The following is a 12301-nucleotide window of genomic DNA, read 5'->3' as shown; positions in this document are numbered from 1 at the left end:
ACCGGGCAGGGCCGCACTGGGTCGCGCCGCACTGGGTCGCGCCGCACCCCGCCGCCCCGCACCCCGCCGCACGGCACCGCGCCGGGCCGCACCGTCGAGGGCAAGGCCACGTGAGGCAAGGCCATCGTCGGCGGGAGGGCGGGGCGGCCCTAAGATCGGAGGCATGGAGCTCGCCCCCGGAGTGCACGTCGCCATCACCGATCGTCACGGGGGAGTGAGCGCTCCGCCGTACTCGTCGCGCAATCTCGGCGGCCTCGTCGGCGACGACCCCGACGCGGTGCGCGCCAACCGGGCGGGTGTCGCGGCCGAGCTGGGCGTGCGGGCCATCGTGTTCATGCGGCAGGTTCACAGCGCCGACGTCGCGTACGTCAGCGAGCCGTTCGGCGACGACGCGCCGCCGTTCGACGGCGTCTTCACCACCGAGCCCCGGCTGGCGCTCGCCTCACTCGGCGCCGACTGCCCGGCCGTGCTCGTCGCCGACCCGGTCGCGGGCATGGTCGCCGCCGCCCACTCCGGACGACCAGGCACCGAGGCGGGCATCGCCACCGCCCTGGTCGAGGCGATGGCGGCCAAGGGCGCGGCCCCCGGGCGGATGGTGGCGCTGATCGGGCCCGGCGCGTGTGGCCGCTGCTATGAGGTGCCCGCCGAGCTGCGCGAGCGGGTCGCGTCCCGGGTGCCGGCGACCTGGTCCACCACCTCGTGGGACACGCCCGCACTGGACCTCCGGGCAGGCATCGAGGCCCAGTTGCGCACAGCGGGCGTCGCAGACGTACGGCACGACACCCGGTGCACGATCGAGTCGCAGGAGCTCTACTCCCACCGCCGCGAACAGCCGGGCGGCCGCTTCGCCGGCCTGATCTGGCTCACCTGACCCCGATTGCGTCTGACCCAGCGGATCTGGCTCGGCTGGGCCCCCGGCTGATCTGGCGTGCCCGCCTCGGCGGTGGGCGTCGAGGTCAGTTACGGCTACCGAAGATTCCGTTGAGCATGACGACGCCGATCCAGATCGGCGCGATCATCCACATCTCCTTGCCGCCGAAGATCACGGCCAGGGTCACGACGGTGCCCAGGGCGAGCGACACGATCGCCAGCGCCAGCCGCTGACCCTCGCTCGGCCCCTGCCTGGCGACGTCTTTGCCTTTGCCCTTGCCCTTCGGCCCCAAGGTGGCGAGCCGTTCGTCGACTCGCCGGTCGACCTCCTGCCCCATCTTCTCGAGGAAGGATTCGACTATCGCGTCCTCGAAATCGGGCCCAAGGTCGCGACGGGCGCCCACCGCCGCCCGTAACTCATCACCGGTACTCATATGTCGAGATATAACGGGTTGAGGGGCTATCGAGCAAGGATGTCGTCGAGGTTGTACGAGACCGGTCTCTCCAACTGCTCGTACGTGCACGATTCCGGCGTGCGGTCCGGCCGCCACCGCCGCCATTGCGCGGTATGCCGGAACCGATCGCCCTCCATCTGGTCATAGGCCACCTCGATCACCAACTCCGGCCGGAGCGGGATGAACGACAGGTCCTTCTTGGCGTTCCAGCGTGACACCGCGCCCGGCACCCGCTGCCCGCCCGTCGCGGGCCCGGCCGCCGGCTGCCCGACGGTGGCCGCCGCCTGCTCGGCCCAGTGGCCCCACGGATGCTCGCCCAGCTCGGCGATGTACGGCTTGAGCTCCTCGACCAGCTCGGCCCGGCGCGCCATCGGGAACGACGCCGCCACGCCCACATGATGCAGCCGGCCGTCATCACCATAGAGGCCGAGCAGGATCGAGCCCACGATCGGCCCCGTCTTGTGCTCGCGGTAACCGGCCACCACCACGTCGGCGGTGCGCTCATGCTTGACCTTGAACATCGTGCGCTTGTCGGGGAGGTATGGCTGGTCGCCGGGCTTGACGATGATGCCGTCGAGCCCCGCGCCCTCGAACATCTCAAACCATTCGGACGCCTGCTCGGTGTTGGTCGTGACCGGGGTCAGCCGGATGGACCTGCCCTTCTCCGGGAAGATCTGCTCCAGCCGGGCCCGCCGCTCGCTGAACGGCGTCTCCATCAGCGACTCGTCGCCCAGCGCCAGCAGGTCGAACGCCACGAACGACGCGGGAGTCCGCTCGGACAGCATGGTGACCCGCGACGCCGCCGGATGGATGCGCTGCTGCAGCGCGTCGAAGTCGAGTTGCGAGCCCTGCGGCAGCACGATCTCGCCGTCGACCACGCACCTGTCCGGCAACTCCGCCCTGACCGCCTCGACCAGCTCGGGGAAGTAGCGGGTGAACGGGCGCTCGTTGCGGCTGCCCAGATAGACCTCGTCACCGTCGCGGAACACGATGCACCGGAACCCGTCCCACTTCGGCTCGTAGAACAGCGTGCCGTCCTGCTCGGGCATCTTCTTGACCGGCTTGGCCAGCATCGGCGCCACGGGCGGCCGGACCGGCAGATTGGGCACCGGCTCCGGCTCTTCGGCGACCGCGACCTTGGCCTCGATCTCGGCCTCGATCTCGGCGGGCGGCTGGGTGGGCTCGGTCATGTCGTTGACTCCCTCGTGTACTTGCAGAAGAGGACCCCCTCCTCCTCCAGCACCTGGCTGAGCCGTAGCTCGACCTGCGATGCCTCGCCGTTCAGAATCCGCGCGGCCCCGCCCCCGACCAGCAGCGGGCTGATCGACAGGCAGAGCTCGTCGATCAGGTCGGCCGCCGCGAGCTGTCCGTTGAGCCGGGGGCCGCCCTCGCACAGGATCCGCGTCAGACCGCGCTCGTGCAGCTCGCGCACGGCCACCGACATGTCGACCGCGTCGCCGCCCGCCACCACGACGTCGGCCACCCGGGAAGCGTCGGCGCGGCGCTCGGCGGGCGCGGCCTCGCAGGTGATGACGATCGTCCGGCTGACGGCCTCGGTGAACAGCGGGCTGCCCAGATCGAGGTCGAGCCGGCGGGTGACCACCGCGAGCGGCGGGGCCGGCGGCCTGCCCTCCCGCAGCGTCCGCCAGGATTCGCGCGGCTTGACCGCTCCGTACCCCTCGGTGCGTACGGTCGCGGCGCCCGCCATGACCACGTCGGACAACCCGCGCAGGACCCGGAAGATCCGCCGGTCGCCCTCACTGGACAGCCCGCCCGACAGCCCCTTCAGCCAGGCGGCCCCGTCGGCGCTGGCGACCATGTTGAGGCGCAGCCATGGCCGCCCCTCCGGGTAGGCATAAGCCTGCTCGATGTCTGGTTCGTCTTGGATGTCGGGATGGATGCGACGCACTCCTCCACCTTGGCACACGCCTCCGACAACGAGCCGATGTAGGGGCCTTTGGCGGGAGGGATAGCACTTTTGTGTATCGAGGGACACACGCAGCGTGATGCGCATACCGTGGCGGCAGGCACATGGGGATCGGGGCACTTGGGGATCGGGCACGCGAGGGAGGCCCAATGGGGCTGATCACTGCCGTGACATGGCTGTTCACCGCGCTCGTGGGGATCTACCTGCTCTACCTCTGGCTGTCGGGCGGCGGGCTGCGGCAACAGGCGACGAAGGTCACGCGCTTTCCGGTGACGCTGATCTTCTCCCACCCGGTGCTGGCGCTGTCGGCGCTGACCTGCTGGATGGCCTTCCTGATCACGGGCAACCGCCTGCTGGCCTGGACCGCGTTCGGGGTGCTGGCGGCGGCGGCCCTGCTGGGCTTCACGATGTTCACCCGCTGGCTGGGCACAGGCCGCCACGCCCGAGGCGCGGAACGCCGCTTCCCACTCCTGGCAGTGCTTCTGCACGGCCTGGCTGGCGTGGCGACATTCGTCCTGGTCCTCCTCACCGCAAGCCTGACCGGCCACCTCTGAACGACCGGTCGGCGAGCAGACAGTCCAGAAAAGCTCGCCCACCCTGAACGTCTACCGGCGGGGGAGAGAGGCGGACCGGAATGGCCCGCCACCCCTGAACGTCTACCGGCCCGTGAGGCAGGCGGACCGGGAAGGCCCCGGTCTCACCGTCTCGTCACGGCGCCCAGCCGCGTGAACCGCAGGAGCGTTCCCCTGGACAGACGCCGACCACGTATGGCGGGTGGGGCTCACCGTGCCTGCCGTAAAACAAAATGGTGGTAATCAGCGCGGCCGATGAAGCACCTGCATGCTGCGGGAGGTCACCACCACTTGAGCAGCGCACTCATAATCTCCGTCGGAGACGCCCTTGTCGTCGGTGTTGAGGATCGGCAGCCAGTGGTCGCCGAACTCCGCGCCCGGCAAGGTGAACGTCATGTCCTCATGGTGGGCGTTGATCAGCAACAGGAAGGAGTCGTCCACGATCCGCTCGCCGCGCGTCCCCGGTTCGGTGATCGCCTCGCCGTTGAGGTAGACCATCAGCGACTTGGCGTAGCCGATGTGCCAGTCGCCGGCCGTCATCTCCGTGCCGCCGGGCGTGAGCCACACCAGGTCGCGCTTGCCGTCCTCCGGGTGGCGCCCGTGGAAGAAGCGGCGGCGCTGGAAGACCGGGTGCTCGCGCCGCAGCCGCGACAGCTCGCGGACGAAGTCCAGCATCTCCGACTCGGTGTGGAGCTGCGACCAGTCGATCCAGGCGAGCTCGTTGTCCTGGCAGTAGCCGTTGTTGTTGCCCCGCTGCGTGCGGCCGAGCTCGTCTCCGTGGGAGAGCATCGGCACGCCCTGCGACAGGAACAGCGTCGTCAGGAAGTTGCGGCGCTGGCGGAGGCGGAGCCGGACGATCTCGGGGTCCTCGACGGGCCCCTCGGCGCCGCAGTTCCAGGAGCGGTTGTCGTCGGTGCCGTCGCGGTTGTTCTCGCTGTTGGCCTCGTTGTGCTTGCGGTCGTACGACACCAGGTCCGTGAGGGTGAAGCCGTCGTGGCAGGTCACGAAGTTGATGGAGGCGACGGGCCGGCGGCCGGAGGAGGCGTAGAGGTCGGCGGAGCCGGTCAGGCGGGAGGCGAATTCGGGCAGCGCCGAGTGGGTGCCCCGCCAGAAATCTCGCACTATGTCGCGGTATTTCCCGTTCCACTCCGTCCACAATGGCGGGAAATTTCCGACTTGGTAGCCGCCGGGGCCGACATCCCACGGCTCCGCGATCAGTTTGACCTGCGAGATCACCGGATCCTGCTGGATCAGGTCGAAGAAGGCGCTCAGCCGGTCGACGTCGTGCAGTTCCCGCGCCAGCGCCGCCGCCAGGTCGAACCGGAACCCGTCGACGTGCATCTCCAGCACCCAGTAACGCAGCGAGTCCATGATGAGCTGGAGCGCGTGCGGCGACCGGACGTTCAGTGAGTTGCCGCAGCCCGTGTAGTCGAGGTAGTAGCGCCGGTCACCGTCGTGCAGCCGGTAGTAGGCCGCGTTGTCGATCCCCCTGAACCCCAGCGTGGGCCCCATGTGGTCGCCCTCGGCCGTGTGGTTGTAGACCACGTCGAGGATGACCTCGATGCCCGCCTCGTGCAGCGCCCGCACCATGGCCTTGAACTCCAGCACCTGCTCGCCCCGCGTGCCCGAGCTGCTGTAGCGGCCGTGGGGGGCCAGGTAGGCCATCGTGTTGTAGCCCCAGTAGTTGGTCAGCCCCCGCGCCACCAGGAAGTGCTCGGGCATGTAGTGGTGCACCGGCATCAGCTCGACCGCCGTCACGCCGAGCGAGAGCAGGTGGTCGATGATCGCCGGGTGTCCCACGCCCGCGTACGTGCCGCGCTGGTCCTCGGGCACCGCCGGGTGGCGCATGGTGAGCCCCCGCACGTGCGCCTCGTAGATCACGGTCTCGTGGTACGGGACGTGCGGCGGCCGGTCGTTCCCCCACTCGAAGAACGGGTTGACGACCACATTTTTCGGCATAAAGGGGGCGCTGTCGGCCGTGTTCAGCCGCGTCGGGTCGGTGAAGTGATACGGGAACAATGCCTCATTCCACGTCAGATCACCGTCGATCGCCTTGGCATAGGGATCGAGGAGCAGTTTCGCCGGATTGCACCGGTGCCCCTGCGACGGCTCGTACGGGCCGTGCACCCGATATCCATAACGTTGTCCTGGCGCGATGCCCGGCAGGTAGCCATGCCAGACGAATCCATCGACTTCCGGCAGACCCACGCGTTCTTCGGAGCCGTCATCGTGAAAAAGGCATAGCTCAACTCGCTCGGCCACCTCGGAGAACACCGCAAAACTGGTGCCCACGCCGTCCCAGGTGCCGCCAAGTGGATAGGGCTCTCCCGGCCAGACTTCGCGCATGTGACCCAATTGTCGCACGCGATCGCGGTCCCGCTAGAGGAGTTCGGCGTTGAGGGTGATCGTCGTGCCCGTCAACGCCTTACTCACCGGGCAATTGGCCTTCGCGGTTTCCGCCGCCTCCTGGAATTGCTCGGCCGTGATCCCGGGCACGTGTCCCTTCACGCTGAGGACGATTCCGGTGATGCCCTCACCCGGCTGGAACGTCACGTCCGCGCTGGTCTGCAGCGACTCCGGCGGCGTGCCGGCGCCGGCCAGGCCGTGCGAGAGCGCCATCGAGAAGCAGGAGGAGTGGGCGGCCGCGATGAGCTCCTCGGGCGAGGTCTTGCCGTTCGCCGCCTCGGCCCTGGAGGCCCAGGAGACCTCGAACGTGCCGACACCCGAGGTGTCGAGCGACACCGTGCCCGACCCGTCGAGCAGCGCGCCCTTCCACTGAGTGGTGGCGGTGCGAGTGGTGGCCATATCGGTTGCTCCCTCTGGTCGTGGGATTCCGACCCTATCGCGAGCTCGACAAAGTTCTGCGGCTCGGTCATCCGTGTGCACTTTTCCGGCGAATAATGACATGCTCGGGTCGCGGCGCACCCGCCGCCTTGGTCCGGATCACGGGAGTGTGGTGCCAGTGGAGGCACCGTACGACGACCGCCTGCTGCATCAGCGGGTGGTCGGCGGCGACGAGGCCGCGCTCGGGGAGGTCTACGATCGGCTCTCCTCGCTGATCTTCGGTCTCGCCCTGCGGGTCACCAGGGACCGTGTGATCGCCGAGGACATCACGCAGGAGGTGTTCCTGGTCTTCTGGGAACGGCCGCTGGCCTACGACCCGGACCGTGGCACGCTGCGCGCGTGGCTGGCCACGATCGCGCACCGCCGCGCGGTCGACCACGTACGGGCCGAGGAGCGCAGGCGGGTCTCCACGCTGGGTCCCAGGCTCTACGAGCCGGAGCCCGCCAGGCTGGAGGACAACGTGCTCGCGGCCGACGAGGCCGAACGGGTACGGCAGGCGGTGACGGCGCTGCCCGAGGGCCTGCGGGAAGCGGTCGAACTGGCCTACTACGGTGGTAGGACATACCGCCAGGTGGGCGAGGAACTGGGCGTGCCCGAGGGCACGGTCAAGTCGCGGATCCGGCTGGCGTTGCGCCGCCTGGCCGACGCGCTGGCAGAGGAAGAGGTGTGATGGAGCCCGTCGAGCGTCTCTATCTGGACGCGCTGATGGAGGACCCGGCCGTACCGGAACGCTCTCTGCGACCCCAGCTCCTCGCCGGGGCCAGGGCCCGCCGAAGGCCCGCCGCTCCCACCGCGCCCTGGGCGGAGCCGTACGCGGGGCGGGTCGCCGCCATGGACGCGCTGCTCGCCTCCGCCGGTGAGGACGACTGGTCACGGGTCATCGTCGAGGGCTGGACGCTTCAGGAGCTCGTCGCCCACCTCGCCGCCAAGGACGGCCTGCTGGCGGCCTCGGTCGGCGCCCCCGTACTGGGCCCGGCCATCGGCGCGAACGACGCGCTGGGCCGTACCGCCGACGTCCAGAACTACGAACGGGCCCGCAGCCCGGAACAGACCAGGCGCGACTGGCGCGCCCAGGCCGACGCCCTCTGCCGCCACCTGACCGACCTCGCACCCGGCACCGTCGCGAGCCTCGACGGCCTGGACGCGCCGGTGTCCGACCACGTGCTGGCCAGATGCCTGGAGACGTGGGTACACGCCGACGACGCCGCCCGAACCGCGAGCCTCCGGCTGCCGCACCCGATCCCCGAGCACATCCACCCCACGGCCGACCTGTGCGCGCGGCTGCTGCCGTGGACGATGCTCCTGTCCGGCCTGGACGGCAGCGGGCGCACGCTCCTGCTCACGCTGACCGGGCCAGGGGGCGGCGAGTGGCACGTGCCGCTGGGCGTGGGGGACGCCGCGGACGCCGCCGGTGGCGACGCCCCGGACGCGCACATCACGGCGGACGTGGTGGGGTTCTGCTTCCTGCTGGGCGGGCGGGGCGACCCGCGATCGTTCCCCGCCGACCTCGAAGGCGACCTCGCCCTGGCCCACGACGTCCTCGACACCGCCCCGGCCCTCTCAGGCCCCTGACGCGGGGCCGGCGTCCTCGCCGGAGTCGAGGCGCCTGTGTCTCCCGCAGAGCGGGCGGTCAGGACTGAGCCTGGGTCACCAGATCCCTGGCGTACTCGTCGTCGCTCTCCGCCAGCACCCGCTTGGCGCCCTGTTCGGCCCGCGCGTCGCCCCGGTCGGCGAGCCCCCGCGTGGCCTCCGCCACCGTACGGAAGTCGGTGTCGTCGAGCCGGTCGGCGAGTGCCTCGCGGATCCGCGGCGTGTCGGCCTTGAGCGAGGCCAGCCCGGCCGTGGCCCAGTCGCGGACCTCCGCCTCGTCGTCCCGCGTCATGCCGATCAGCAGCTCCAGCCCCTCCTCGTGGTCCGGCGGCAGCACGTCGGCCAGCGCGATCGCGTCGGTCATGGTGCGCCGGTGGTCCGGACGGCCGATGATGTCGAGCACCTGCGGCAGCCCCCGGGGGTCGCCCTGATGGCCGAGCGCCGCCAGCACCGAACGGAGCACCTGCGGGTTGCCCTCGGTGGTGGCCATCTTCTGCAGCAGCGGCAGCGTCTGCTCCAGGTATGGTTTGGCGTCGTCGGCGAACCCGAACTGGGCGATCGCGTCGACCCCGAACTCCCGCTCTCTGGCGTCCTCGCTCACGCAGAGCCCGGCCAGCACCTCGTAGGTCTCGTCATCGGCCCGCTTGCCCAGCGAGTCGGCGACGATCCACCACGTCTCGGCGTCCTCGTCGGTGTCGCGGTGCGCCAGGGCCCGCGCCACGAGCTGGTCGGCCGCCGTGTAGACGCTCGTGGCGTCCTCCAGCAGCGTCGCGATGGCGGCGTGCCCGCGCTGTGCCTGCACCTGCTCGGTCTGCTCGCCGTCGGGGGAGCGCCCGGCCACGGTGACGAGCTCGGTGCCGTCCTTGGCGAACTGGCGCGCAACGACGTACTCCCAGTCGTCCTGGCCGATCTGGTCGACCAGCGCGGTCTCCAGGTGCACGCCCACCCAGTCGATCGCGATGTCGAGCGGGCTGTCGCCGTCTCCGTCGTACTTGCCGGCGTCGGCCCCGCTGTCCAGCAGCAGCCGCACCACGCCCAGAGCGCCGCGCCTGGCCGCCAGCGAGAGCGGGGTGTCGCCGTCGTCGTTGGCGGCGTCGACCTCGGCCCCGGCCTCGATGAGCGCCTCGGCCGTCTCGGCGTGCCCCTTGGCCGCGGCCCAGAGCAGCGCGGTCCAGCCGCCGTTCTCCCGCCCGTTCACCTCGGCGCCGGCGGCCAGCAGCATGCTCGCGACCTCGGCCCGGTCCCAGGCGGCGGCCGCGCAGAGCGGCAACCCGCCTTCCTCGCCCGCACTGGCCTGGTTGGGGTCGGTGCCACCGGCGAGCAGCTCGCTCACCTTCTCCGACTCGCCGTTCAACGCGGCCCGGTAGAGCTGTTCCTCATGCATAACTGGACCCTAGCTTGGATCGGGGCACTCCCGGGTCCGGCCCCCGCGAGGCTCGCCGCCCCCCGCCCGCCGGTTGCCGGCGCGGGGTGGTGCTCCGGATCAGCTGTCGGAGGTATCACTGTTCCTCCCACGGGAGGAGCCAGATCATTCGGAAACGCGATATGTTGCGAGTATGACTGACCCTGGCGAGGTTAGGGCCTCGGACGCCGAACGTGAAGCAGTCGTGGAGCAGCTCCGGGTCGCCTCGGTCGACGGGCGGCTGACGCTCGTCGAGCTGACCGACCGCACAGAGGCCGCCTACACCGCCTCCACCCACGCCGAGCTGGCCATGCTCACCCAGGACCTGCCCGCCTCCGGCGCCGCGCCCATGCCGCCGGTCCACCAGCAACAGCCCGTGCGCAAGCGGCGCTGGTTCGTCGGCATCATGGGCGACTCCAAGCGGCGCGGTAGCTGGCGGATCGACCAGGAGTTGGGCGCGGTCGCCGTGATGGGCGACGTGCTGCTCGACCTGCGCGAGGCCGAGGTCCGCACGAACATGGTCGACATCATGGCCGTCTCGGTGATGGGCGACGTGAAGATCATCGTCCCCGACGGCGTGAACGTGGATCTCGACGGCATGGCCATCATGGGCGACAAGCGGGTCGACGTCTTGGAGGCGGCGCCGGGCACCAACGCGCCGGTCATCCGGGTGCACGCGTACGCGGTCATGGGCGACGTGAAGGTGATCGGCGACTCCCGCGCCCAGCCGCTGCAGCGCGGCCTGGCGGCTTGGCGCGAGCAGTGGCGCAAGCTGCACGGCGACGACTGGCGCGGCATGCGCAGGCAGCTCCGCGACGACCACCGCGGCTACTGACGCGTCAGGTGCTGGGCGGCGGCACGTCGTCCGCGGGGGCGGCGACCAGGCCGCGGCCTTTGATGCAACGTTTCGTGGGTTCTGGCGCGTAGAGATCGGTGACCTCCACCGAGCGGCGTCCCGGTGGACATCACCGATGAGTAAGGACTCCGATGCGGGATCGAGCCGATTTCGAGCGCTACGTCGAGCAACGCTCGGCCCGCCTCCTGAGGACGGCGTACCTGCTCTGCCGCGACTGGCCCACAGCCGAGGACCTGGTGCAGACGGCCCTGGCCAAGGCGTGGCTGGCCTGGCGGCGGGTCGGCGGCAACCCCGACCCGTACGTCTACCGCATCCTGGCCAACACGCACGCCTCCTGGTGGCGGCGGCGCTGGCACGGTGAGACGCCCACGGAGGACGTCCCCGACCTGGCCGGGCAGGACCCGAACGCCGATCTCGGCACCCGCGAGGCACTCAGGGCGGCCCTGGCCGCGCTGCCCGCCAGGCAGCGGGCCGTGATCGTGCTGCGGTATTTCGAGGACCTGCCCGACACGGTGATCGCCGGGATACTCGGCTGCTCGGTGCCGACCGTCCGCAGTCAGGCGAGCCGTGCGCTGGCCAAGCTGCGGCTCGACCCCGCGGCCAGGGCCGCGATCCAGACGGGGAGCTGACCATGACCATCACCGAACAGGACCTGCGCGAGTTGCTGGACCACGACAGCCACGACGGTCCCCACGGGGGCGTGACCGTCGCCGACGTCGACCGCAGGGCGGGTGCCATCCGCCGCAGGCGCGGCCAGGTGGCGGGCTCGATCGCCGCCGTCGCGCTGGCCGTCACGTTCCTGACCGGCACACCGGCTGAAACCCCCGAGGAGACCTGGCGCGGCACTCTGGCCGTGCCCTCGCCGACCTGGACCGAGGACTTGAACAACAGGTTCGTGTTCCTGGAAAGCTACCGGGAGGGGGGCAAGCCGAAGACGTTGACGTTCTCGACCGGGGCGAAGGAGGTCTCGGTCGCGGTCAGTTGCCCCGTGGGCTCGTACGCGCTGGCCTGGCTCAACGGCAAGCTCGTGGCGCACGGACGCTGCGATCGGGTGCACGCGGTTGTCGCCGGCTCGCTGGCCGCTCTCCGGGGCGAGAACAAGGTCGTCGCGGCCCTCATCCCCGTCGCGTCGGCTGCCGGTGCCGACCGGACGGCCGCCCAGTGGGCCGACGAGGCCCTGGCCTTCGCCCGGCCATACCCGGCGCGGTGGACGGCCGTCGTCCTGAAGGGTGCGGTGGATTCGCTGGCGACGTGCCAGATACCGCAGGACGGCGGCCGGATGCCGCAGCACGCCATGGTCAACCCCACTACAGGTGCGATCGAGGACTGCCGGCCCGGCTCATGAGCCCAGCACCGCCATCAGCGGGAGCGGGTTGATGTAGTCGCGATAGTGCACAATATGTCCGTCACGCACCCGGATCACGGCGATGACCCGCTGGGTGAACGGCGCCCCGGTGGCGGCGACGTGACCATGGACGGTGTACTCGACGATGACCACCTCGGGATCGGCCGTCTCATGGATCACCACATCGACGTGCTTCTCGAACTCGATCAGCCGCCCACCCGTCGCCATGAAGGCGCGGATCTCGTCCCGCCCGTTGAGGGTCTCCGGGACGCCCTCGGGACGGTACGGCCACTCGATGACCCCGTCGGGAGCCATCAACTCCACGAACCGCTCCACATCCGCCGACAGGCTCGTCTCCAGCACCCGCTCGGCCACCTCACGTGCGTTCACGGTCACACCTCTTTCGTTGAACACGTGTTCATTGAACGACCGTATAATGA

The 12301-nt window shown here is 70.3% G+C and carries 14 protein-coding genes; 7 read left to right on the top strand and 7 right to left on the bottom strand.

All coding sequences use genetic code 11. The features are described from left to right. Positions 1–163: 163 nt before the first annotated feature. Positions 164–871, top strand: coding sequence for a peptidoglycan editing factor PgeF (gene pgeF / locus ACGFNP_RS23390; RefSeq protein WP_393321907.1), 708 nt, complete (start codon positions 164–166; stop codon positions 869–871). A gap of 85 nt (positions 872–956) precedes the next feature. On the opposite strand, the gene ACGFNP_RS23385 is transcribed toward pgeF, so the two are convergent. Genes ACGFNP_RS23385 through ACGFNP_RS23375 form a run of 3 tightly spaced genes read right to left on the bottom strand, consistent with a single transcriptional unit; the run spans position 957 to position 3234 of the window. Beyond that, entirely contained in the window at positions 957–1304 is a 348-nt protein-coding gene (locus tag ACGFNP_RS23385) for a hypothetical protein (RefSeq protein WP_393321904.1), read from the bottom strand. Between the two features lie 26 nt (positions 1305–1330). After that, positions 1331–2515, bottom strand: coding sequence for an ATP-dependent DNA ligase (locus tag ACGFNP_RS23380; protein ID WP_393321901.1), 1185 nt, complete (start codon positions 2513–2515; stop codon positions 1331–1333). Then, on the bottom strand, positions 2512–3234 hold the full coding sequence (locus tag ACGFNP_RS23375; RefSeq protein WP_358314314.1) for a pyrimidine reductase family protein: 723 nt from the start codon (positions 3232–3234) through the stop codon (positions 2512–2514). The genes ACGFNP_RS23380 and ACGFNP_RS23375 overlap by 4 nt, the downstream gene beginning before the upstream one ends. 167 nt (positions 3235–3401) lie before the next feature. On the opposite strand from ACGFNP_RS23375, the gene ACGFNP_RS23370 reads away from it, so the two are divergent. After that, positions 3402–3806 (top strand): hypothetical protein, encoded by a 405-nt coding sequence (locus tag ACGFNP_RS23370; protein ID WP_393321897.1) that lies wholly within the window; start codon positions 3402–3404, stop codon positions 3804–3806. A gap of 261 nt (positions 3807–4067) precedes the next feature. On the opposite strand, the gene glgX is transcribed toward ACGFNP_RS23370, so the two are convergent. Continuing rightward, positions 4068–6170, bottom strand: a complete 2103-nt coding sequence (gene glgX / locus ACGFNP_RS23365) for a glycogen debranching protein GlgX (protein WP_393321894.1) — start codon at positions 6168–6170, stop codon at positions 4068–4070. 33 nt (positions 6171–6203) lie between these two features. Next, a complete protein-coding gene (locus ACGFNP_RS23360) occupies positions 6204–6629 on the bottom strand; it encodes an OsmC family peroxiredoxin (protein ID WP_358314306.1) in 426 nt (141 codons plus the stop codon). 151 nt (positions 6630–6780) lie between these two features. On the opposite strand from ACGFNP_RS23360, the gene ACGFNP_RS23355 reads away from it, so the two are divergent. Together ACGFNP_RS23355 and ACGFNP_RS23350 are read left to right on the top strand one after the other, a co-directional pair. Beyond that, positions 6781–7338 carry a sigma-70 family RNA polymerase sigma factor gene (locus ACGFNP_RS23355; RefSeq protein ID WP_358314304.1) on the top strand — a complete coding sequence of 186 codons (558 nt, stop codon included), beginning with the start codon at positions 6781–6783 and terminating at the stop codon, positions 7336–7338. After that, positions 7338–8240 carry a maleylpyruvate isomerase family mycothiol-dependent enzyme gene (locus ACGFNP_RS23350; protein WP_393321890.1) on the top strand — a complete coding sequence of 301 codons (903 nt, stop codon included), beginning with the start codon at positions 7338–7340 and terminating at the stop codon, positions 8238–8240. Before ACGFNP_RS23355 ends, ACGFNP_RS23350 begins: the two co-directional genes overlap by 1 nt. 58 nt (positions 8241–8298) lie before the next feature. Here ACGFNP_RS23350 and ACGFNP_RS23345 read toward each other — a convergent pair whose 3' ends face one another. Next, positions 8299–9642: an ankyrin repeat domain-containing protein gene (locus tag ACGFNP_RS23345; protein WP_393321887.1), complete on the bottom strand. Its 1344-nt coding sequence runs from the start codon at positions 9640–9642 to the stop codon at positions 8299–8301. 172 nt (positions 9643–9814) lie between these two features. On the opposite strand from ACGFNP_RS23345, the gene ACGFNP_RS23340 reads away from it, so the two are divergent. From ACGFNP_RS23340 to ACGFNP_RS23330, 3 genes are all read left to right on the top strand, one after another. Further along, the gene (locus ACGFNP_RS23340; RefSeq protein WP_358314298.1) at positions 9815–10495 is read left to right on the top strand and encodes a DUF1707 domain-containing protein; all 681 of its coding nucleotides are present in this window, start codon (positions 9815–9817) and stop codon (positions 10493–10495) included. Positions 10496–10647: 152 nt separating this feature from the next. Next, positions 10648–11145, top strand: a complete 498-nt coding sequence (locus ACGFNP_RS23335; protein ID WP_358314295.1) for a SigE family RNA polymerase sigma factor — start codon at positions 10648–10650, stop codon at positions 11143–11145. A 2-nt stretch (positions 11146–11147) separates the two neighbouring features. Further along, a complete protein-coding gene (locus ACGFNP_RS23330) occupies positions 11148–11861 on the top strand; it encodes a hypothetical protein (RefSeq protein WP_393321883.1) in 714 nt (237 codons plus the stop codon). On the opposite strand, the gene ACGFNP_RS23325 is transcribed toward ACGFNP_RS23330, so the two are convergent. After that, complete coding sequence (locus ACGFNP_RS23325) at positions 11856–12251, bottom strand: nuclear transport factor 2 family protein (RefSeq protein ID WP_393321880.1); 396 nt, start codon at positions 12249–12251, stop codon at positions 11856–11858. The genes ACGFNP_RS23330 and ACGFNP_RS23325 overlap by 6 nt on opposite strands. Positions 12252–12301: the final 50 nt, after the last annotated feature.

This window comes from Nonomuraea sp. NPDC049269, assembly GCF_043197155.1.
Taxonomy (GTDB): Bacteria; Actinomycetota; Actinomycetes; order Streptosporangiales; family Streptosporangiaceae; genus Nonomuraea.
The sequence above is the reverse complement of the archived record's forward strand: the minus strand, read 5'-3'. Positions and strand labels throughout refer to the sequence as shown.

What these genes read in the sequence shown, in the direction of transcription:
- ACGFNP_RS23370 (WP_393321897.1), top strand. Translation starts at nt 3,402, where the DNA reads ATGGGGCTGATCACTGCCGTGACATGGCTGTTCACCGCGCTCGTGGGG.
- ACGFNP_RS23330 (WP_393321883.1), top strand. Translation starts at nt 11,148, where the DNA reads ATGACCATCACCGAACAGGACCTGCGCGAGTTGCTGGACCACGACAGC.
- pgeF (WP_393321907.1), top strand. Translation starts at nt 164, where the DNA reads ATGGAGCTCGCCCCCGGAGTGCACGTCGCCATCACCGATCGTCACGGG.
- ACGFNP_RS23360 (WP_358314306.1), bottom strand. Translation starts at nt 6,629, where the DNA reads ATGGCCACCACTCGCACCGCCACCACTCAGTGGAAGGGCGCGCTGCTC.
- glgX (WP_393321894.1), bottom strand. Translation starts at nt 6,170, where the DNA reads ATGCGCGAAGTCTGGCCGGGAGAGCCCTATCCACTTGGCGGCACCTGG.
- ACGFNP_RS23385 (WP_393321904.1), bottom strand. Translation starts at nt 1,304, where the DNA reads ATGAGTACCGGTGATGAGTTACGGGCGGCGGTGGGCGCCCGTCGCGAC.
- ACGFNP_RS23350 (WP_393321890.1), top strand. Translation starts at nt 7,338, where the DNA reads ATGGAGCCCGTCGAGCGTCTCTATCTGGACGCGCTGATGGAGGACCCG.
- ACGFNP_RS23335 (WP_358314295.1), top strand. Translation starts at nt 10,648, where the DNA reads ATGCGGGATCGAGCCGATTTCGAGCGCTACGTCGAGCAACGCTCGGCC.
- ACGFNP_RS23380 (WP_393321901.1), bottom strand. Translation starts at nt 2,515, where the DNA reads ATGACCGAGCCCACCCAGCCGCCCGCCGAGATCGAGGCCGAGATCGAG.
- ACGFNP_RS23340 (WP_358314298.1), top strand. Translation starts at nt 9,815, where the DNA reads ATGACTGACCCTGGCGAGGTTAGGGCCTCGGACGCCGAACGTGAAGCA.
- ACGFNP_RS23345 (WP_393321887.1), bottom strand. Translation starts at nt 9,642, where the DNA reads ATGCATGAGGAACAGCTCTACCGGGCCGCGTTGAACGGCGAGTCGGAG.